Here is an 18,195-nt window from a genome sequence, read left to right on the forward strand (position 1 = left end):
GCCGGGGTTCAGGCCGCAGGCGCGCTGGCCTGGAGCAAGCGCTCGTAGGCGTCGCCCACGTGATGCGCCATCAAGGCCTCGCAACGTAGCGGGTCGCCCTCGCGCACGGCCTGCACGATGTCCAGGTGTTCGGCAATCGAGGCCTGCATGCCGACGTCGTGCGACAGGTTTTTCAGGCGCGACAAATGCAGCTTTTGCACAATGCCGCGGTAGCTTTCCGTCAGGGTCTGGTTGCCGGCGGATTCGATCAAGGCCCAGTGAAATCGCAGGTTTTCGCCGTAATAACGCTGCACATCATGGTGGCTGGCCGCGTCGCTCATGGCCTGCACGGACGCGTCCAGCAGCGCCAGCAGCGCGGCTTTGTCGGCGGCCGGCAACTGCGCCGCCTGGCGTCCGGCAAAACCATCAAGCAGGCCGCGCATCTGGTACAGGTCACGGATTTCGCGGGCTTCCAGCTGGCGTACAAAAACGCCCGCATGTTTGCGCGCCACCACCAGGCCCGAGCTTTCCAGCTCACGCAAGGCCTCGCGCACCGGCACGCGGGACACCCCCAGGCGGGCCGCCACATCGGGCTCGTTGATACGTTGCCCGGGAATCAACACGCCTTTGAGGATGAGCGCCAGCATATCGCCCTTGACCAGTTTGGCGAGTGAGGTGTCGCGCACGTCGTTAAAACGGTCAGCGGAAGATTCGGTGAGCCAGGGCAGGTGGGTTGTCATGATTGGGATTATTTATATCGTATACGAAAATATGTAAATCAAGCCACCCTCAGGGAAAACCATGAGGGTGCAGGAAGAGGGGATGAGGGGAAGGCGGCGCAGGCTTCGGCCGCTGGGCTCGGTTCAGGGCAGGCGTTTGTCGTCGCGGATTTCGCGGACTTCAACGTCCACGACATCGGCCTGGCGGGTTTTGGCAGCCTCACCGGCGCTGGCACCTGACCATCTGGTTTGCGCCGAGAACTGCTGAAAACCGCCAAACACCATGGGTTTGGGCTTTTGGCCGGTGATCAGCGCCTTCAGCAGGCTGAACATGAGCACGATCAGACCGGCACACAGCAGGCTGAGCGCAAAAAACGCTGCAAACAGCCACAGCATCAGGCGCAGGGCGAAACGTAAAACGCGGCTTATAAAGTTGGGCAAGAGAGGTGTCCCCGGAAAGTCAATGATTTCCAGATGCGGGCGGGGGCCGCTTTTTCAAGCTACCAGCGTATGCCCAGTTTGGTGAAGAGTTTGGCCAGGACAAACAGCGGGCCGACCCAGAGGTATTGCATGTCCTCGAAAAAAGAGGGCTTTTTACCTTCCATTTTATGGCCGATGAACTGCAGCACCCAGGCGCCGACAAAGATGGCAATACACAGCGTCAGCAGCCACGGACCCATGGCCAGGATAAGCGCAATGCTGATCAGCGACCACAGCGCCATGGCGAGCAGAAACACCAGCGACAGGCGTGCGTAATACACCATGCTGGCCGCGATAAACGCGTAAGCTACATAGGGGTGAATGGCAAACAACATGCCGACCAGGCTCAGCATGATGAGCGGGATGGCCACAAAATGAATCAGCTCGTTGGTCGGGTGCTGGTGACTCTCGCCATAGTGCGCCAGCAACTGATCGACCCGGCGTGTGCCGGCGGAGGTGTGGGGAAGGGTGCTGCTGTCCATGGGGGCTCTCCAGCGCCGGAAAGAGGTCCGGCTTGAGAGAGACTTTAATCCAGCGCGGCCGCTTGGGAAAGCCGGGAAAGCACCGTCTTGGCTCAGGTTGCGGTGATTTTTGCGGTCCGTATGATGCGGCTCCAGCGCTCAATTTCGCTTTTCAGGAAGACCGCAAATTCATCGGCGCCTTTGCTGGTGACGCGAAAGCCCTGTTGCCTGGCGCGTTCTTCCACATCGGCGCTGTACATGGTCTTGATTATTTCGCGCGAGTAGCTGTCGACGATGGCGTCTGGGGTTTTGGCCTGGATCATGGCGCCGGTCCAGTTCTCGACGACAAGCCCTGGCATGCCCGATTCCGTGGTCGTCGGCACCTCCGGCACCATGGGGTGGCGGCTCAGGCTGCAAATCGCCAGTGCGCGCAGTTTGCCGCCCTTGACGTGGGCAATCGACTCCGGAAAGTTGGAAAAAATCACATCCAGCTGGCCGCCTATCAAGTCGGACATGGACGGTGCTCCACCGCGGTAGGGCACGTGGGTCATCTGTGTTTTGTTGAGTTCGTTGAACAGCGCCATGGTCAGGTGCGGTGGTGTGCCGTTGCCGCTGGAGCCCGCGTTGAGCTGTTTGTTTTTGGACAACGCGACCAGGTCTTTGAAGTCCTTGATCGGACTGTTGGCCGGCACCACCACCAGCATCGGTGAACCCGCCAGCAGGGCCACCGGGCGCAGGTCCTGGGTGAAGCTGTAGGCCGCGTTGGGAAACAGGGCGACATTGGCCGCATGGGTCAGGGTGATGGCCAGCAGGCTGCTGCCGTCGGGGGCCGACTTGGCGACCTGCTCCGCGCCAATTTGCGCGTTGCCGCCGGCCTTGTTTTCCACAATCATCGACACCTTCCAGGCTTCGCTGAGTTTTTGCGCCACGGTGCGCGCCATCATGTCGGTCAGGCCGCCCGGTGCAAAAGGCACGACATATTTGAGGGTGGCGCCGGGTTTGGGAAAGCCCTGGGCCCGGCTCCAGCCGGGAAGAGCTGCCAAAGCGGCAGCGGCGGAAGCCATGACGATGTCTCGACGTTTCATGCTTGTCTCCTTCTTTTGAATAAAGGCCAGTCCGCACTCCCTCTGGGTCAGAGGCCGTCCGGACTCGCCTAGGCGGCCAGCAGATCGAGCTGGGTTTTCAGTGCATCAGGAATCGTCAACCCTGACGTCATGGCTTGTTGCTCAAGGTGCATTCGGCGGGCGCCTGCGAGGCGCACGCCATCGTCGATCAACATTTCGCCGATCAGTGTTTCCATGCGTTCGTCATACACATCCCTGCCGGCCAGTGCGCCCGGGTCGATGACCACAAAGGCCTGACCGATACGCGGCGCATTGCCTGCATCGACAAAAAACGAAGAGGCTTCAAAACCGAATTGCGCACCGACCACGGCGGTCACCAGCAACTCGACAATCAGCGCCAGCATGGAACCTTTGGGGCTGCTGACCGCGCCCAGCGGCAACATGGAACCGGCCAGCCCAGCTTGGGCGTCGGTGGTCGGCTGGCCCTGGGCGTCGAGCGCCCAGCCCAAAGGAATCGGCTGATTGTTTTTGGCCGCCACCATCAGTTTGCCGCGGGCGACTTCGCTGAGGGACAGGTCAATCATCAGCGGGTCGGCGTTTCTGCGCGGGAAGGCCGCAGCCACCGGGTTGGTGCCAAAAATCGGGTGTTTGCCACCGGCCGCCGGCATGGCCGCCGGTGAGTTGGCAAAACCCAGGCCCACCATGCCGGCGTCGGCCACGGCGCGCAGGTGATCCACCAGCACGCCGCAGTGGTGGCTGTTGGTCACGCCGGCAAAACACACACCCAGTGTTTGTGCAGTGGTGATGGCCGTCGCCACGGCGAGTTCACAGGCCGGAAAGGCCAGGCCTTGTCGGGCATCCACCAGCACGGCTGCGCCTTTGTGCTTGACCATGGCCGCCAGGGCCTGGCCGTCGGCCCTGCCGTTGCGCAAATGGGTGGTGTATTGCGGCACGCGACTCAGGCCGTGCGAGGCCAGGCCTTGTGCTTCGGCACGGACCAGCGCCCGCGCGGTGCTGGCGGCCATGGCATCACCCGCCCCGGCCTGGCGCAGTGCACGCGCCACGAGATGGGTGGCTTCTTCGATAGACAGTTGGGCCATTAACGCAGGTGCTCCAGAATTTTGTCGGCAATCATGAAAGAAACACGCTCGTTGGACTCCACGCTGAGGCCGGACACATGCGGGCTCAACAGCAGATTGGGACAGTTCAGCAGCGCCGCATCGGCGGGCAGGGGCTCCACATCAAACACATCGATGGCAGCGCCGCCCAACTGGCCGGAGCGCAAGGCCGCCGCAACGGCGGCCAGGTCCACGATGTGGCCACGCGAGGTGTTGATGAGGATGGCGCCTTGTTTCATCGCGGCGATACGAGCGGCATTGAACAGTCCGCGTGTGGTGTCCACCAGCGGCACGTGCAGTGTAATCACGTCGGCACTGCTGATCAGCGCATTCAGCGTGGCGCAGTACACACCGGTTTGTGCGAACACCGGTGCGTCGGATGGGAGCATGGCGTCAAAGGCCATCACCTTCATGCCCAGGGCCTGCGCCAGACGCGCGGTGGTTTGCCCGATGGAGCCGAAACCGATGATGCCCAGGGTCTGGCCCGCAGTCTCACGCCCATTGCTCAGGGCATTGCGCGGCCACTGGCCCGCGGCGACGGCGGGTGTCGAGGCATAAACCCCACGCAGCAACAACATCGCACTGGCAATCACGTACTCCGCCACGCTCAAGGCATTGGCGCCGGTCGCGGGAATCACATCAATGCCTTTGGCGGCGCAGCCGCTGACATCGATGTTGTCCAGCCCCACACCCAGCCGGCCCACCACCTTGCAGCGGCCCAACGCGCCTAGCAGGGCATGGCGCACCTGGGTCCGGTTGCGCACGATCAACACATCCGCCCCCTGGGCTTCGGTGATCAGGCGCGGCATGTCGTCCACCAGCAGGGGGTCGTACAACACGTCATGCACCGCCGCCAACTGCGCGACGGCACCTTCGTCCATGAACTCGGTGATGACTATGCGGGATCGCACGCTCAAGCGCTTTCGAATAGTCTCGTCAATACGAATTCGCGGTGGCCCAGCGCTTCTGCCGCCGTCAAACGCCCATTCGCCGTGCGCAACATGTTTTCCAGCAGCTTGTCGCCGGCCTGGTCCAGCGTGATTTCGCGTTGCAGCAAGCCCGAGGTGTCGACGTCAATGTGTTCACTCATCAGGCGCACGGTGCGCGGGTTGGAGCAGATCTTGATGACGGGAACAATCGCGTTGCCGATCACATTGCCCTGGCCGGTGGGGAAAAAGTGCAGGGCGTAACCCGAGGCGGCGCACAAGGTGACCATTTCGGCGGCGGCGCTGGACGAGTCCATGAACCACAAGCCCGGATGAGTTGGCATCTCGGCCTTGTCGATAACACCGTCCACCGTGCATTTTTTACCAATCTTCTGGATGTTGCCCAGGGCTTTTTCCTCGATGGTGGTCAGGCCGCCGGCGATATTGCCCTTGGTCGGCTGCGAGTCCGACAGGTCGCTGGTTTTGTGACGATCAATCATGGCCTGGTAGCGGTTGAACATGAACATGAACTGGTCACGAATCGCATCGGTCGCACAGCGTTCAGCGACAATTTTTTCGCCGCCTGTGATCTCCGAGGTTTCGCCGAAACACAGGTAGTTGCCCAGCGGATGCAGCTTGTCAAACGCATTGCCGACCGTGGGGTTGGCGCCGCAGCCGGAGGTGGTGTCGGACTCGCCGCATTTGGTGGAGACCCAGAGTTCGGCAATGCCGCAGACCTCACGCTGCTTTTCGCTGGCCCACTGCACATACTCGCGCGCGGCCTTGGAGGCACGCATGATGGTTTCGTGGTCGCCATGGCCCTCAATGCCAAAACCCACCACCGGTTTGCCGGTCTTGGCAATGCCGTCCACCACTTTTTTGGTCCAGCTGTCTTCGATGCCGATCACCACCACCGCTGCCACGTTGGGGTTGCAGCCGGCGCCTATCAGGGTGCGAAAGTGCAGCTCCAGGTCGGCGCCAAACTGCAGCCGGCCATAGGGGTGTGGAATCGCCATCGCGCCCTTGATGTTGTGGGCGACGGCTTCGGCAGCGGCATTGGACAAGTCGTCCAGCGGAAGAATGATCACGTGGTTGCGCACACCGACTCTTCCGTTTTCGCGGCGGTAGCCCAGGAAGGTGGTGTTTTTATCGATGACTGACATGGGAGTCCTTTTCAAATTTTTGTGAATCGATGGTTGGTCCGGCGTAGCGAGCGGGCGGCAGGCCAGGCGCGAACCGCAGCCGGGTTGGACCCCGGCGAGGATTCGCAACGACGCATGCGGGTCGCGCAGTAGCTGGATGGGCCGTCAAATTACCAGCGCTTGGTTTTGATGTTATGCACGTGGGCGTGCTGGCCGGCCTTGATGTCGGCCACCACCTTGCCCATATCTATGCCGTATTTCCAGACGGTGTCCCCGGTGGCCATGTCTTTCAGGGCGACCTTGTGGCCAATCGGGATGTCCTGTTGCGCTTTCACATGGATCATGCGGTCTTCGTCCATGATCCAGCCGGTCATGTCCATGCCCGACTTCACACCTTCCACCACCACAACTGCCACGGTGTCTTTGGCATCATGTAATACAAAATGAATCATTGGGTTTCCAGAGGTCCGAAGTTAAATCGAATCGCCAGTCTAGGGACGGGTCCAGGGTTGTCAATCAACTCATCTAAATGACCTGTACGACAGCGGCCGGCGATGTTCCAATAGGGCGGTGGAGATTCAAAACAAAGCCCGCCTCTTGAAGCCGCTGTCCGGATCCGGCTCGCTGCCGCTGTACCGCCAGGTCAAGCGCGAATTGCAAAAAATCATTGAGGCCGGACATTACGGGTCGGGCCAAGCCCTGCCCAGCGAGACGGCGCTGGCGCAGGCCCTGCAGGTCAGCATGGGCACCTTGCGCCACGCGGTGGACGAACTGGTGCATGAACATGTGCTGGTGCGGCGCCAGGGCAAGGGCACGTTTGTGGCACCGCATAACAAGGCCCGTTTCATGTTCCAGTTTTTCCATGTGGAGCCGCGTTGGGACCCGGAAGACGAGAGTTTGCGCGAGCAGGAGTTTCCCGAGATCGACTGCATGTCGTTTGCGCGTGACAAGGCCGATGCAGCCGAAGCCAGGGCCTTGCGTATCAAGCCGGGCGAAGCGGTGTTCAAGATTGAAAACAAGCTGGCGCTGCGCGGGCGGGTGGTGTTACATGACAGTCTGGTCCTGTCGGTCGCCATGTTTCGCAACCTCACGGAAAAACGTTTCTCCGAACGCCCGGGCACCATCTACGCGCTTTTTCAAACAGACTTCGGCATCACCGTGTTGCGTGCGCAGGAGCGCGCCCGCGCCGTGGCCGCGAGCCGGGCCGTGGCGCGTGTGTTGGCTTTGCCGGCCGGTGCGCCGGTGATGGAGGTGCACCGGTTGGCACTGACCTTTGGCGACAAGCCGGTGGAGTACCGCATCTCGACTATCAACACCCAGGCGCATGACTACGTCAGCATGTTGTCCAAAACCACATGAGCTGGGTGCAGACCGTGCGCGAGGCGCCTGGCCGCTGGCGCGCACAACTGGTCTCGTATTTCCCCGGTGTGCTGGTGTGTCTGGTGATTGCGCTGGCCGCGACCTTTGTCTCCGAACATTACGGTGGGCCGCAGCTCTTGTACGCCTTGCTGATAGGCCTGGCCTTTCATTTCCTGAACAGCCACCCGAAAGTGGTCAAAGGCATCAACTTCTGCGGCCGCACGGTGCTGCGTGTGGGCGTGGCCCTGCTGGGCGCACGTATCACTTTTTCGCAGGTGGCCGAGCTCGGTGTGCAGACCGGCGTGTTGATGGTGCTGGCGGTGTTGCTGACGATCTTGCTCGGGGTGCTACTTGCGCGCTGGCTGGGCTGTTCGCGTGACCAGGGGCTGCTGACGGGCAGCGCGGTGGCGATTTGTGGTGCCTCGGCGGCACTGGCGGTGTCTTCGGTGTTGCCGCAGACCCGCGAGAACGAACGCTTCACCTTGCTGGCGGTGGTGGGTGTCACCGTTTTGTCCACCCTGGCCATGGTGATTTATCCCTTCAGCCTGAACGCCATGGGGCTAAGTCCGGCGCAGGCCGGGATTGTGCTTGGCGGCTCCATCCACGATGTGGCCCAGGTGGTGGCGGCGGGCATGATGCTGGGCCCGCAAGCCGGTGACACCGCGACCCTGGTCAAACTTTTTCGCGTCATGTTGCTGATGCCGGTGGTGCTGATCATCGCCGTGTTGTACCGATCCCATCCCGCCGTCAAGACGCCGGAAAACGAAGTGCCGCTGGTGCCCAGTTTTTTGCTGGCTTTTATCGTGCTGGTGATGCTGGCCAGTGTGGGCACCATCACACCGGCCATGGCGACCCTTGCCGGTGATACCTCGCGCTGGATGCTGGTGACCGCGATTGCCGCCGCTGGTGTCAAGACCAGTTTTGAAGACCTGCTCAAGCTCGGCTGGAAGCCGGTGGCCATGCTGCTGGGCGAGACATTTTTTCTGGTCGCCCTGGTGGTGGCCGGGGTCTTGCTGCTGCGCCTGGGCCTGGTGTGAGGGCTCGGCTCAGGCCAGCAGGGCCTGTGCGAATTCCCGGGCGCTGAAGGTTTCGAGGTCTTCGAGTTTTTCGCCAACACCGATGAAATACACCGGCACCGGTCGCAAGTCCGGCGAGGTTTTGCTGCGCTCGCGCGCCCACAAGGCGATGGCGGCCAGCACGCCGCCCTTGGCGGTGCCGTCCAGCTTGGTGACGACCAGGCCGGTCAGTTGCAGGATGTCGTCAAAAGCCTTGACCTGGCTCAGGGCGTTCTGGCCGGTGTTGCCGTCAATCACCAGCAACACCTCGTGCGGCGCACTGGCATCGGCCTTGCTGACCACACGTTTGATCTTGCGCAACTCTTCCATCAGATGCAACTGCGTCGGCAGGCGGCCTGCGGTATCGACCAGCACCACGTCCTTGCCGCGTGCCTTGCCGGCACTGACGGCATCAAAACTCACGGCTGCGGGGTCGCCGCCAGCCTGGCTGACGATCTCCACCATGTTCCGGTCGGCCCAGACCTCCAGTTGCTCACGCGCGGCCGCACGAAAGGTATCGGCCGCCGCTAGCAACACCGAGGCGCCTTCGCCGGCCAGGTGCCTGGTGAGTTTGCCTATGGATGTGGTTTTGCCCGCGCCGTTGACGCCGGCGACCATGATCACGGTCGGCTTGAACTCGCCTATCACCAGCGCCCGCTCCAGCGGCTTGAGCAACTGGGTCAAAGCTTCGATCAAGATGTTTTTGACGGCCACCGGATGGGTCACGCCGCTGTCCTTGACGCGGCGCTTGACCTCGTCGAGCAGGTAGGTGGTGGCGGCTACACCGGTGTCGGCCATCAACAGCGCCGACTCCAGGTCTTCATACAAGGCGTCGTCGATGCGGTTGCCGGTGAAAACGCCCGAGATGCTGGCGCCGGTTTTGTGCAGGCCGGATTTGAGTTTGCTGACCCAGTGCTCACGCGCGGCTGGCACCGCGCCGGGCAGCGGAATATCAATCGGCGCGACCAGCGCGCTGCCTATCAGGCCACCGCTGGCGGGTAGCGCTGCATCGGCTGGCGGCGGGCTGGGGAGAGCTGCGGGCGCGGCGACGGGTGTGTCAACCGGCTTTTTTTTCTTGAAGAAACTGAACATTGGGTGTGCTTTGGAGTCACACTATTCTATGAAACACACGAGGCAGCATTTCATGGGGTTATTTATCCGATTTTCCGTACCATCCCGCAGCATCTATCTGCCTCTGGCGCTTTGCCTTCTCTTCACCCCCTTTCTAGCCCTTCCTTCCCACGCACAAACCAGCACCTCGGCCCCGGCGGCCGCTGTGCCGGTGACCCGGTTCCAGCTGGCCAACGGCCTGACGGTGATTGTCAAAACCGACCGGCGTGCACCTACGGCGGCCCACATGTTGTGGGTGCGGGTGGGGTCCATGGACGAAGTCGATGGCACTTCAGGTGTGGCCCATGTGCTGGAGCACATGATGTTCAAGGGCACGGCCGACCTGAAACCGGGGGAGTTCTCCCGTCGCGTGGCCGCGCTGGGGGGCCGCGAGAATGCCTTCACCACACGTGACGCCACCGGTTTTTACCAGCAGATTCCGTCCAACAAGCTTGAGGACGTGATGCGGCTGGAGGCGGATCGTTTTGCCCACAACCAGTGGTCCGACGAGGAATTCAAAAAAGAAGTCGAGGTGGTCAAGGAAGAGCGCCGTTTGCGTACCGAAGACTCGCCGCATGCCTTGATGTATGAAACGGCCAACGCCATCACCTTTATCGCCTCGCCTTATCGGCGTCCGGTGGTGGGCTGGATGAGTGACATCGAGGCCATGACGCCCGACGATGCACGCGCGTTTTACCGGCGCTGGTATGTGCCCGCCAATGCGGCGGTGGTGGTGGCCGGTGACGTGGATGTGGCCCAGGTGCGGCGGCTGGCCGAAAAATATTACGGCCACCTGGCGGCACGCCCGGTGCCGGTACGCAAGCCACGTGTGGAGCCCGAGCAGACGGGGGTGCGCCGGCTGGACTTCAAGGCCAGCGCCAGCCAGGCTTATGTGAGCCTGTCCTACAAGGTGCCCGGTTTGCGCGCACCGGATGCAGTTGAGGGCAGCGATGTCTTCAACCGTGATGCGCTGGCACTGACGGTGTTGTCGGCGGTGCTGGACGGTTACAGCGGTGCCAGGCTGGAGCGTGCGTTGACCCAGGGTGACCAGCGCCTGGCCGACAGTGCCGGCGCCTCCAACGGCCTGATAGGCCGGGGACCGCAGCTATTCACGCTGGATGGCGTGCCGGCCGAGGGCAAAACCGCGCAGCAGGTGGCCGATGCCCTGCGCCAGCAGCTTGCGCTGGTGGCGCGCGAAGGCGTCAGCGAGGCGGAACTCCAGCGTGTCAAAACCCAGTGGATCGCCAGCGAAACCTATAAACTCGACGCCGTGTTCAGCCAGGCGCGCGAACTTGGTTCTTACTGGGTCAACGGTTTGCCGCTGGACGCCGACACCCGCTTGATTGCCCAGCTGCGCACCATCACCAGCGCCGAGGTGCAGGCCGTGGCCGCGCGTTATTTCGGCGACGACCAATTAACCGTTGCCACCTTGCTGCCGCAGCCGCCGGATCCGAATCGCCGGCCACGTGCGCCGGCTGCGGTGTCCCGGCATTGACGGCTTGGCCGCGGTTTTCTTCAACCCTGATTCCCCGGGACCTCATGTGAAAAGTGCTATCAAAAATAGAGCTGCTTGCGCTTTGTTGATAGGGGCTGCAGGCCTTTTTTGTCATACATTCGCGCTGGCGGCGATTCCCATCCAGAACTGGACCCAGGCCAGCGGCGCCAAGGTTTACCTGGTTGAAAGCCCGGCCATTGCGATGGTCGATGTGCAGATCGATATGGATGGCGGCAGCCGGCGTGTGCCTGCCGACCAGGCCGGTCTGGCCGGCATCACGGCCGCCTTGCTCTCCAAAGGCGTGGCTGCGCGGGGTAGCGAAGGCGCACTCGACGAAAACGCGCTGGGCGAGGCCTGGGCCGATCTGGGCGCCTCGTTTTGGGGCCTCGGCCGGCACGGACCGTTTCAGTTTTTCGTTGCGCAGCCTGACCGATGCCGATTTGCTGAGCAAAGCCGTGGCGCTGGCCGCCCGGCAAATCGCCGAGCCGGCTTTTCCGGACGCTGTCTGGCAGCGCGACCGGCAGCGGCTGGTGGCCCAGCTCAAGGAGTCCTACACCCGGCCTGGCAGTGTGGTGGCGCGTGCCTTCAACAAGGCGGTGTACGGCAGCCATCCTTATGGGAATGAGCTGACCGAAGCCACCCTGGCCCGCATCAACGTGGTCGACATGAAGGTTTTTCATGCGAGCTACATCAACCGCTGCACGGCGCGGGTCAGCATCGTGGGGGCGGTTACCCGTGTGCAGGCCGATGTTCTGGTCACGGGCCTGCTGGCGCGCCTGCCGGCCCTGGACTGCGCGAAGGCGCCGCCTTTGCCGCCTGTGCCTGAAGTGGCCCCGCTGGAACGTGCCGAGGTGTTGCGTATTCCTTTCGACTCGGCGCAAGCCCATGTGTTGATGGGCCAGCCCGGCTTCAAACGCAATGACCCGGATTTTTTCGCGCTGACGGTGGGCAACTACATTCTGGGCGGCGGCGGTTTTGTCTCGCGCCTGACCGAAGAGGTGCGCGAGAAACGCGGCCTGAGTTACAGCGTCTACAGCGGCTTTTCGCCGGGCCGCCATGCGGGCGCCTTCACCGTGGGGCTGCAGACGCGGCCCGACCAGGCCACACAAGCCACCGAGGTGGCGCGGCAGGTGATCACGAAGTTTGTCGCTGAAGGCCCGACCGCGGCCGAACTCAAGGCCGCCAAGGACAACCTGATAGGCGGCTTTCCGCTGCTGATCGACAGCAACCGCAAGCTACTGGGCAATTTGTCCAACATCGCCTGGAATGATTTGCCGCTGGACTACCTGGACCGTTGGACGGCGCAGGTGGGCCAAGTCAGCGCTGCAGAAATCAAGGCCGCTTTTGCGCGCAAATTACAACCCGAAAAAATGGTGACGGTGATCGTCGGAGGAAAACCATGAAATACACCCCTGTCGCCGTCGACAAAAAAGCCCCGGCCAAGACCGGCCCACGCGCCAAATCCGGCAAGGTGGTGGCGCGCAAGTCCGTGCCGCCCGGCGAAATCCGCATCATCGGCGGCCTGTACAAACGCAGCAAGCTGCCGGTCCCCAACAAACCCGGCCTGCGGCCCACGCCGGACCGTGTGCGTGAAACCCTGTTCAACTGGCTGGGCCAGGACTTGCGGGGCTGGCGCTGCATCGACGTGTTTGCCGGCACCGGCGCCCTGGGTTTTGAAGCCGCCTCGCGCGGTGCCGCCGAGGTTGTGTTGTGCGAGCAGGACGCCGGCCTGGCGGCCCAGCTCAAGGCGCTGCAGCTCAAACTGCATGCCGACATGGTCAAGGTCGAACGCGGTGACGGCATGAGCTTGCTCAGGCGGCAGGCGCTAGGCAGCCAGCAACTGGTGTTGCTGGATCCGCCGTTTGACTCGCCGCTGTTCGAGCCCGCGCTCAAGGCGGCGGCGCAAGTGGTGGCCGAGGCCGGTTATGTTTATCTGGAAGCGCCCCAGGCCTGGGACGACGAGGCGCTGGCCGCTTACGGCCTGCAGGTGCATCGCAGCGGCAAGGCCGGCGCGGTGTTTTTCCATTTGCTGGTTCGGACCAGCGTGCCCGCCTAGCCCTGCCAAGCGCAGGGACACGCGGCGCCGTGGGGAGCGGGGCATAATTGCGGCATGGCGACCAGCTCCCGCATTGCGGTTTATTCCGGCACTTTTGACCCCTTCACCCTGGGCCACGAAGACGTCGTGCGCCGCGCCGCCGGCCTGTTTGATGAACTCATCATCGGCGTGGCGGTGGCGCATCACAAAAAGACCTTGTTCAGCCTGGACGCGCGTATTGCGCAGGTCCAGGCCGACACGCGGGCCATGGCCAATGTCCGGGTCTTGCCTTTTGACGGCCTGATCATGGATTTTTGCGCCGAGCAGCAAGCCGTGGCTGTGGTGCGCGGTATCCGCAACCTCACCGACTTTGACTACGAAGCCCAGATGGCGGCGATGAACCGCAAGCTGCGGCCTACCGTCGAAACCGTGTTTTTGCTGCCCGATGCGCCCTTGCAATGCATCAGCAGCACGCTGGTGCGCGAGATCAGCAAGCTGGGCGGCGATGTCCAGCACATGGTCAGCGCCGGTGTGGCGGCCGCCTTGCGGCAGGCGCATGCCGCAGTTGCGCAGAAAGGTCTTTAATCATGGCTTTGCTGATCACTGACGAATGTATCAACTGCGACGTGTGCGAGCCCGAATGCCCGAACCAGGCGATTTATCTGGGCAAAGAGATTTACGAAATCGACCCGCATCGCTGTACCGAATGTGTAGGGCATTTTGACGAGCCGCAATGTGTGCAGGTTTGTCCTGTGGCTTGTATTCCCCTCAATCCCGCTTTTATTGAAAGCCGGGAAACCTTGTGGCTGAAGTACCAGCGTTTGCAGGCGGCTTTGCCTGCGGCTGCGGTGAAATCGCGAACTTCTTAAGCCTTTTAGGCCTCTAGCCATTATCCCTTGGGTGTGAGTAGCTATTGAATTTATAGCTAATTGGCCTGGGCTGTTGACACCTTCTTTGACTTCACTAGGCGTGGTTTGCCTGCTGGCCGGGGTTGCCCGGCGGCAACTCACTTTCTTTTGCTTCGCCAAAAGAAAGTAAGCAAAGAAAAGGCGACCCCACTGCCTGCGTCCCCCTCGCTGACGCTCGGGGGCAACCTGCGGTGCTCGGTCCAGTCGGGGTCTCGCTCGAACTCGCCTTCGGCTCAGACAATCGCGAGCCCTGATCCGACTGGCCCTGTGCTCCTCGGCGCATACAGAAGGGGTGGGGAGCAAAACCAATGCGAGGAGACGGGACGCGCGAAGCGCGTCACCGTCGGCTCAAGAGACTGCCAATCATGCACGCGGTCGCAGCACACCTAGCCAAATGAAGTCCCCCTCCATCGCCCAGCGGGGCGAGGGAGGGGCTAGGGGTGGGAGTGGGAAGTTAGTCCTACTGTCGAAGGCAAGCCACAGCCTTAGCGTGAAGCTTCAATCATTTTCCGCTGCGTCCGCATCCGCCTCAGGCTTGCGCGGCGGTTTCGGCCGCGGCGGCGCGCTGGTATGAATCAGCATCGTGGCTTTTTCCATTTCGCCGGCCAGCAGGGCCGGCACGGCCTTGAGCGATCGGGCAATGCTGTCTTCAATCGCCACGCGGTGTTCCTGAGAAGGCTTTTTCAGCACCCAGTTGATGACCTCGGATTTCACGCCCGGGTGGCCCACCCCTATACGCAGCCGCCAATAGTCGCCGGTGCCGAGTTGGGCATGGATGTCGCGCAGGCCGTTGTGGCCCGCGTGGCTGCCGCCGAACTTGAGTTTGGCCTGGCCGGGAATGATGTCGAGTTCATCGTGGGCGACCAGGATTTCTTCGGGGGCGATCTTGAAAAAGCGCGCCAGGGCGGCGACGGATTTGCCCGACACATTCATGAAGGTCAGGGGTTCCAGCAGCCAGACGGTTTGTCCATTGATGGTCGTACGGGCCACACGGCCATGGTAATTTTTATCCAGCACGGGCGACACCTTGAGTTCGCGTGCGAGTGCTTCTGTCCACCAGAAACCGGCGTTGTGGCGGGTGGCTTCGTATTCGGGGCCCGGGTTGCCCAAGCCAACAAAGAGTTTGATCATGCGGTGTGGTGAGAAAGGAGTGCGGGGCTGGCGTTGTGCGCCCCGCCACCGGGATTATCGATGCAGCAGAAGGCCGGCCCCAAGAAAAACGGCCCTTGGCCTCCGGGGAGGACAAGGGCCGCTGACCTTTTCAGGTCAATGCCACAGTGGGTGTGGAATTATTTCTTGGCAGCAGGCTTGGCGGCGGCCGCTTTTTCCTTGCCTGCGGCAGCCTTGGCGGCCTTGGGATCCACAGGTGCTGCGGCTGCAGCAGCTGCGGCCGCATCGGCTTCGGCTTCGGCCGAAACAGCCGACACGGACACCAGCACGGGGTTTTCCTGGCCCTTGGCCACGAACTTCACGCCCTTGGGCAAAGTGATGTCCTTGACGTGCAGCGAGCTACCTTTTTTCAGGCCGGTCAAATCGACGGCGATGAATTCAGGGATGTCTTTCGGCAGGCAGGAGATGTTCAGCTCGGTCACCACGTGGTTGACCAGGCAGCCTTCGGCCTTGACGGCTGGGGACTCTTCTTCACCGCTGAAGTGCAGTGGCACTTTCATGGTCAGACGGGTCTTGGCATCAACACGCTGGAAGTCGATGTGCAGAATCAGTTGGCGGAACGGGTGCATTTGCAGATCGCGCAGCAACACTTTTTCAGTCTTGCCACCGAGTTCCATATCGAGGATGGAAGCGTGGAACGCTTCTTTCTTGATGGCGTGCCAGAGTGCGTTGTGATCGATTTCGATCAGCGTCGGCTCAGCGGTGCCACCATAAACGATACCGGGCGTGCGGCCCGTGATGCGGAGACGGCGGCTCGCACCCGTGCCCTGCTTTGCGCGCTCAAAAGCGACGAAGTTCATACTATTTCTCCAAAAGAGGCGGGCCGCGACCAGCTCACCCCGACATAAAAAGGCTGCATCTTGATGCAGCCGGCTTTTTTGTTTCGAATCAGAACAGGTTGTCCTGGTCCGAGAACAAACTCATGACCGACTCACCGCTGGCAATACGCTGGATGGTTTCGGCAATCAGCGGGGCCACGGAGAGCTGGCGAATTTTTTTGCATTCCTGCGCGCTCTGGCTCAGTGGAATGGTGTTGGTGATCACGACCTCGTCGAGGGCATCACCCTTGGCAATACGGTCAATTGCCGGGCCCGAAAAAATCGGGTGTGTGCAATAGGCGTAAACTTTTTTGGCGCCGCGCTCTTTCAGCACTTCAGCGGCCTTGACCAGCGTGCCGGCGGTGTCGATCATGTCGTCCATGATCACGCAGTTGCGGCCGTCGATGTCACCGATGACGTGCATCACTTCGGACACATTGGCCTTGGGCCGGCGCTTGTCGATGATGGCCATGTCGCAGCCCAGCTGCTTGGCCAGTGCACGGGCGCGCACCACACCACCGACGTCGGGCGAAACCACCATCAGGTCGTTGTAATTCTTCTGGCGCAGATCGCCCAGCAACACCGGCGAGGCGTAAATATTGTCCACGGGGATATCGAAAAAGCCCTGAATCTGATCGGCATGCAGGTCCATGGTCAGGACACGCGAGACACCCACGGCTTGCAGCATGTTGGCCACGACCTTGGCGCTGATGGGCACACGGGCCGAGCGCGGGCGACGATCCTGGCGGGCATAACCGAAATAAGGGATCACGGCGGAGATGCGTTCGGCGGAGGCGCGTTTGAGCGCATCCACCATGATCAGCAGCTCCATCAGGTTTTCGTTGGTGGGCGCGCAGGTGGACTGCACCACAAACACATCGCGCGCACGTACGTTTTGCTGGATCTCGACCGTGACTTCACCGTCGGAAAACCGGCCTACGTGGGCCGCGCCCAGCGAAATACCCATGTGTTGGGCAATTTCAGAAGCCATGCCTGGATTGGCATTGCCGGTGAAAAGCATGAAGTCGGGGTGGTGCGTTTGCATGTGGGGCCCAGCGGATGTCTAGGAGGGGATCGTGGCTGAAAGTAGAAAGGCAAAAAAACGCATCGGAACACGGGCGCTTTGTGCCCAGTCCATGTCGATGCGACTTGAAGCATGGGGCCCGGGCTGCAAATCCAGTGTGTGGATATTGCGCAAACCCGAAGCCGTCAGCTGAAGTCAATCAACAGTGCAGCGAGCACGGACCCTTTGTCTCAGGGCCTAAAAGCACGGCCTCCCCACGGGAGACCGAAAATTTTGGCAGGGGTGGAAGGAGTCGAACCTGCGAATGCCGGAATCAAAATCCGGTGCCTTAACCAACTTGGCGACACCCCTACACAGGTCACTTGTCAATATTTGCAGGCTGTCATGAATGACAATCAGCAGTTACCGACAAACAACCCTTTAATCGTTGTTCTGAAAACAAATTCAATGACCGTTATTTTACCAAGCGGCCAGAGGATGTGCCTCCAGGTTGTTGCATTTCCTGATTTTCCAGTCGCTTGGAGCAACTGCAAGTTCCACGTCGTGCAACATATGCGCAAAAACAGCACTTCCCGAGCCTGTCATGCGACCTTGTAAATCTTGCATGGACAGCCAATCAAGTGATTGACCAACCTGCGGACACAAGGTCTGCGCGACTGACTGCAAGTCGTTATGGCCGAATCCGTAAACAGAGCCATTTGAGTGTGCAGCAAAGCCTACGATTGTAGCAGTATCTGAATCGCGTTTTAAGCTCGGCGAACGAAAAATCGCATCGGTCGCCAAACCGGCAGGTGGTTTGACCACGACAAAACGCGCGGGAGGCAGTACCAGCGGGGTGATTTTTTCGCCGACACCTTCGACCCAGGCGTTGCCGCCGCAGAGGAAAAACGGCACGTCGGCGCCCAGGCCAAGGGCAATGGATTGCAGTTGTGCCGTGGGCAGTTTCACGCCCCACAAACGCTGCAGGGCCAGCAGGCAACTGGCGGCGTCGGAGGAGCCGCCGCCCATGCCGGCCTGCGAAGGAATACGTTTTTCCAGCCCGATGTGTACACCCAGCGGGGTGCCACAGGCTTTTTGCAGCGCGCGGGCGGCGCGCACCACCAGGTCTTCGGCCGGCAGAACTTCGCTGGCCTCGGTGCCCAGGTCGGCGCGGGTGATCAGGCCGTCGTTGCGCAGTTCGAAATGCAGGGTGTCGCACCAGTCGATCAGCATGAACACCGACTGCAGCAAATGGTAGCCATCGTCGCGGCGACCGGTGATGTGTAAAAACAGATTGAGTTTGGCCGGTGCGGCAACGTCGTAAATCGCCTTCAGCGGTGCGGCGCGCAAGGT

At 61.5% G+C, this 18,195-nt stretch carries 19 protein-coding genes, 1 tRNA gene and 1 pseudogene; 7 read left to right on the plus strand and 14 right to left on the minus strand.

The genetic code is table 11. From position 1 onward, the window contains the following. Positions 1 to 8: 8 nt before the first annotated feature. The 8 genes from ACHMXK_RS04590 to ACHMXK_RS04625 form a co-directional block, all read right to left on the minus strand. Positions 9 to 719, minus strand: a complete 711-nt coding sequence (locus ACHMXK_RS04590; protein ID WP_397438088.1) for a GntR family transcriptional regulator — start codon at positions 717 to 719, stop codon at positions 9 to 11. Between the two features lie 123 nt (positions 720 to 842). Continuing rightward, positions 843 to 1,139, minus strand: a complete 297-nt coding sequence (locus ACHMXK_RS04595) for a hypothetical protein (protein ID WP_397438089.1) — start codon at positions 1,137 to 1,139, stop codon at positions 843 to 845. A gap of 59 nt (positions 1,140 to 1,198) precedes the next feature. Next, on the minus strand, positions 1,199 to 1,660 hold the full coding sequence (locus ACHMXK_RS04600) for a DUF962 domain-containing protein (protein WP_397438090.1): 462 nt from the start codon (positions 1,658 to 1,660) through the stop codon (positions 1,199 to 1,201). Between the two features lie 92 nt (positions 1,661 to 1,752). Continuing rightward, entirely contained in the window at positions 1,753 to 2,724 is a 972-nt protein-coding gene (locus ACHMXK_RS04605) for a Bug family tripartite tricarboxylate transporter substrate binding protein (RefSeq protein ID WP_397438092.1), read from the minus strand. A 68-nt stretch (positions 2,725 to 2,792) separates the two neighbouring features. After that, on the minus strand, positions 2,793 to 3,803 hold the full coding sequence (locus ACHMXK_RS04610; RefSeq protein WP_397438094.1) for an Ldh family oxidoreductase: 1,011 nt from the start codon (positions 3,801 to 3,803) through the stop codon (positions 2,793 to 2,795). Then, a complete protein-coding gene (locus tag ACHMXK_RS04615) occupies positions 3,803 to 4,702 on the minus strand; it encodes a hydroxyacid dehydrogenase (RefSeq protein ID WP_397442440.1) in 900 nt (299 codons plus the stop codon). Before ACHMXK_RS04615 ends, ACHMXK_RS04610 begins: the two co-directional genes overlap by 1 nt. A gap of 32 nt (positions 4,703 to 4,734) precedes the next feature. Continuing rightward, complete coding sequence (locus ACHMXK_RS04620; protein WP_397438095.1) at positions 4,735 to 5,910, minus strand: UxaA family hydrolase; 1,176 nt, start codon at positions 5,908 to 5,910, stop codon at positions 4,735 to 4,737. A gap of 149 nt (positions 5,911 to 6,059) precedes the next feature. Then, positions 6,060 to 6,341, minus strand: a complete 282-nt coding sequence (locus tag ACHMXK_RS04625; RefSeq protein ID WP_397438097.1) for a UxaA family hydrolase — start codon at positions 6,339 to 6,341, stop codon at positions 6,060 to 6,062. A gap of 145 nt (positions 6,342 to 6,486) precedes the next feature. On the opposite strand from ACHMXK_RS04625, the gene ACHMXK_RS04630 reads away from it, so the two are divergent. After that, positions 6,487 to 7,248 carry a GntR family transcriptional regulator gene (locus ACHMXK_RS04630; RefSeq protein WP_397438099.1) on the plus strand — a complete coding sequence of 254 codons (762 nt, stop codon included), beginning with the start codon at positions 6,487 to 6,489 and terminating at the stop codon, positions 7,246 to 7,248. Further along, a complete protein-coding gene (locus tag ACHMXK_RS04635; RefSeq protein ID WP_397438101.1) occupies positions 7,245 to 8,285 on the plus strand; it encodes a YeiH family protein in 1,041 nt (346 codons plus the stop codon). Before ACHMXK_RS04630 ends, ACHMXK_RS04635 begins: the two co-directional genes overlap by 4 nt. 9 nt (positions 8,286 to 8,294) lie before the next feature. Here the strand turns inward: ACHMXK_RS04635 and ftsY are convergent, their stop codons facing one another. After that, entirely contained in the window at positions 8,295 to 9,395 is a 1,101-nt protein-coding gene (gene ftsY, locus ACHMXK_RS04640; protein WP_397438103.1) for a signal recognition particle-docking protein FtsY, read from the minus strand. Between the two features lie 52 nt (positions 9,396 to 9,447). Here ftsY and ACHMXK_RS04645 point away from each other — a divergent pair, with 52 nt between their 5' ends. From ACHMXK_RS04645 to ACHMXK_RS04665, 5 genes and pseudogenes are all read left to right on the plus strand, one after another. After that, positions 9,448 to 10,908, plus strand: coding sequence for a M16 family metallopeptidase (locus tag ACHMXK_RS04645; RefSeq protein ID WP_397438105.1), 1,461 nt, complete (start codon positions 9,448 to 9,450; stop codon positions 10,906 to 10,908). Between the two features lie 46 nt (positions 10,909 to 10,954). After that, a pseudogene (locus tag ACHMXK_RS04650) lies at positions 10,955 to 12,311 on the plus strand (M16 family metallopeptidase). Further along, a complete protein-coding gene (rsmD, locus tag ACHMXK_RS04655; RefSeq protein ID WP_397438107.1) occupies positions 12,308 to 12,964 on the plus strand; it encodes a 16S rRNA (guanine(966)-N(2))-methyltransferase RsmD in 657 nt (218 codons plus the stop codon). Before ACHMXK_RS04650 ends, rsmD begins: the two are co-directional and overlap by 4 nt. A 54-nt stretch (positions 12,965 to 13,018) precedes the next feature. Next, positions 13,019 to 13,528: a pantetheine-phosphate adenylyltransferase gene (coaD, locus tag ACHMXK_RS04660; protein WP_397438108.1), complete on the plus strand. Its 510-nt coding sequence runs from the start codon at positions 13,019 to 13,021 to the stop codon at positions 13,526 to 13,528. 2 nt (positions 13,529 to 13,530) lie between these two features. Next, positions 13,531 to 13,812, plus strand: a complete 282-nt coding sequence (locus ACHMXK_RS04665) for a YfhL family 4Fe-4S dicluster ferredoxin (RefSeq protein WP_397438110.1) — start codon at positions 13,531 to 13,533, stop codon at positions 13,810 to 13,812. A 537-nt stretch (positions 13,813 to 14,349) separates the two neighbouring features. On the opposite strand, the gene pth is transcribed toward ACHMXK_RS04665, so the two are convergent. The 5 genes from pth to ispE all read right to left on the minus strand — a co-directional run bounded on the left by pth (position 14,350) and on the right by ispE (position 18,177). Continuing rightward, the gene (gene pth / locus ACHMXK_RS04670; RefSeq protein ID WP_397438112.1) at positions 14,350 to 14,982 is read right to left on the minus strand and encodes an aminoacyl-tRNA hydrolase; all 633 of its coding nucleotides are present in this window, start codon (positions 14,980 to 14,982) and stop codon (positions 14,350 to 14,352) included. A 158-nt stretch (positions 14,983 to 15,140) separates the two neighbouring features. Next, a complete protein-coding gene (locus tag ACHMXK_RS04675; RefSeq protein ID WP_397438114.1) occupies positions 15,141 to 15,821 on the minus strand; it encodes a 50S ribosomal protein L25/general stress protein Ctc in 681 nt (226 codons plus the stop codon). 88 nt (positions 15,822 to 15,909) lie between these two features. After that, positions 15,910 to 16,884: a ribose-phosphate pyrophosphokinase gene (locus tag ACHMXK_RS04680; RefSeq protein ID WP_397438116.1), complete on the minus strand. Its 975-nt coding sequence runs from the start codon at positions 16,882 to 16,884 to the stop codon at positions 15,910 to 15,912. Between the two features lie 253 nt (positions 16,885 to 17,137). Further along, positions 17,138 to 17,214 (minus strand) — tRNA-Gln (locus ACHMXK_RS04685). A gap of 108 nt (positions 17,215 to 17,322) precedes the next feature. After that, complete coding sequence (ispE, locus tag ACHMXK_RS04690; protein WP_397442441.1) at positions 17,323 to 18,177, minus strand: 4-(cytidine 5'-diphospho)-2-C-methyl-D-erythritol kinase; 855 nt, start codon at positions 18,175 to 18,177, stop codon at positions 17,323 to 17,325. Between the last annotated feature and the right edge of the window lie 18 nt (positions 18,178 to 18,195).

Origin of the sequence: Polaromonas sp. UC242_47 (genome assembly GCF_044452385.1) — a bacterium.
Lineage (GTDB): Bacteria > Pseudomonadota > Gammaproteobacteria > Burkholderiales > Burkholderiaceae_C > Polaromonas.

Excerpts from the sequence above, each read along its gene's own strand:
- ACHMXK_RS04590 (WP_397438088.1), bottom strand. The coding sequence starts at position 719 with ATGACAACCCACCTGCCCTGGCTCACCGAATCTTCCGCTGACCGTTTT.
- ACHMXK_RS04600 (WP_397438090.1), bottom strand. The coding sequence starts at position 1,660 with ATGGACAGCAGCACCCTTCCCCACACCTCCGCCGGCACACGCCGGGTC.
- ACHMXK_RS04605 (WP_397438092.1), bottom strand. The coding sequence starts at position 2,724 with ATGAAACGTCGAGACATCGTCATGGCTTCCGCCGCTGCCGCTTTGGCA.
- ACHMXK_RS04610 (WP_397438094.1), bottom strand. The coding sequence starts at position 3,803 with ATGGCCCAACTGTCTATCGAAGAAGCCACCCATCTCGTGGCGCGTGCA.
- ACHMXK_RS04615 (WP_397442440.1), bottom strand. The coding sequence starts at position 4,702 with ATGGACGAAGGTGCCGTCGCGCAGTTGGCGGCGGTGCATGACGTGTTG.
- ACHMXK_RS04620 (WP_397438095.1), bottom strand. The coding sequence starts at position 5,910 with ATGTCAGTCATCGATAAAAACACCACCTTCCTGGGCTACCGCCGCGAA.
- ACHMXK_RS04625 (WP_397438097.1), bottom strand. The coding sequence starts at position 6,341 with ATGATTCATTTTGTATTACATGATGCCAAAGACACCGTGGCAGTTGTG.
- ACHMXK_RS04635 (WP_397438101.1), top strand. The coding sequence starts at position 7,245 with ATGAGCTGGGTGCAGACCGTGCGCGAGGCGCCTGGCCGCTGGCGCGCA.
- ftsY (WP_397438103.1), bottom strand. The coding sequence starts at position 9,395 with ATGTTCAGTTTCTTCAAGAAAAAAAAGCCGGTTGACACACCCGTCGCC.
- ACHMXK_RS04645 (WP_397438105.1), top strand. The coding sequence starts at position 9,448 with ATGGGGTTATTTATCCGATTTTCCGTACCATCCCGCAGCATCTATCTG.
- rsmD (WP_397438107.1), top strand. The coding sequence starts at position 12,308 with ATGAAATACACCCCTGTCGCCGTCGACAAAAAAGCCCCGGCCAAGACC.
- coaD (WP_397438108.1), top strand. The coding sequence starts at position 13,019 with ATGGCGACCAGCTCCCGCATTGCGGTTTATTCCGGCACTTTTGACCCC.
- ACHMXK_RS04665 (WP_397438110.1), top strand. The coding sequence starts at position 13,531 with ATGGCTTTGCTGATCACTGACGAATGTATCAACTGCGACGTGTGCGAG.
- pth (WP_397438112.1), bottom strand. The coding sequence starts at position 14,982 with ATGATCAAACTCTTTGTTGGCTTGGGCAACCCGGGCCCCGAATACGAA.
- ACHMXK_RS04675 (WP_397438114.1), bottom strand. The coding sequence starts at position 15,821 with ATGAACTTCGTCGCTTTTGAGCGCGCAAAGCAGGGCACGGGTGCGAGC.
- ACHMXK_RS04680 (WP_397438116.1), bottom strand. The coding sequence starts at position 16,884 with ATGCAAACGCACCACCCCGACTTCATGCTTTTCACCGGCAATGCCAAT.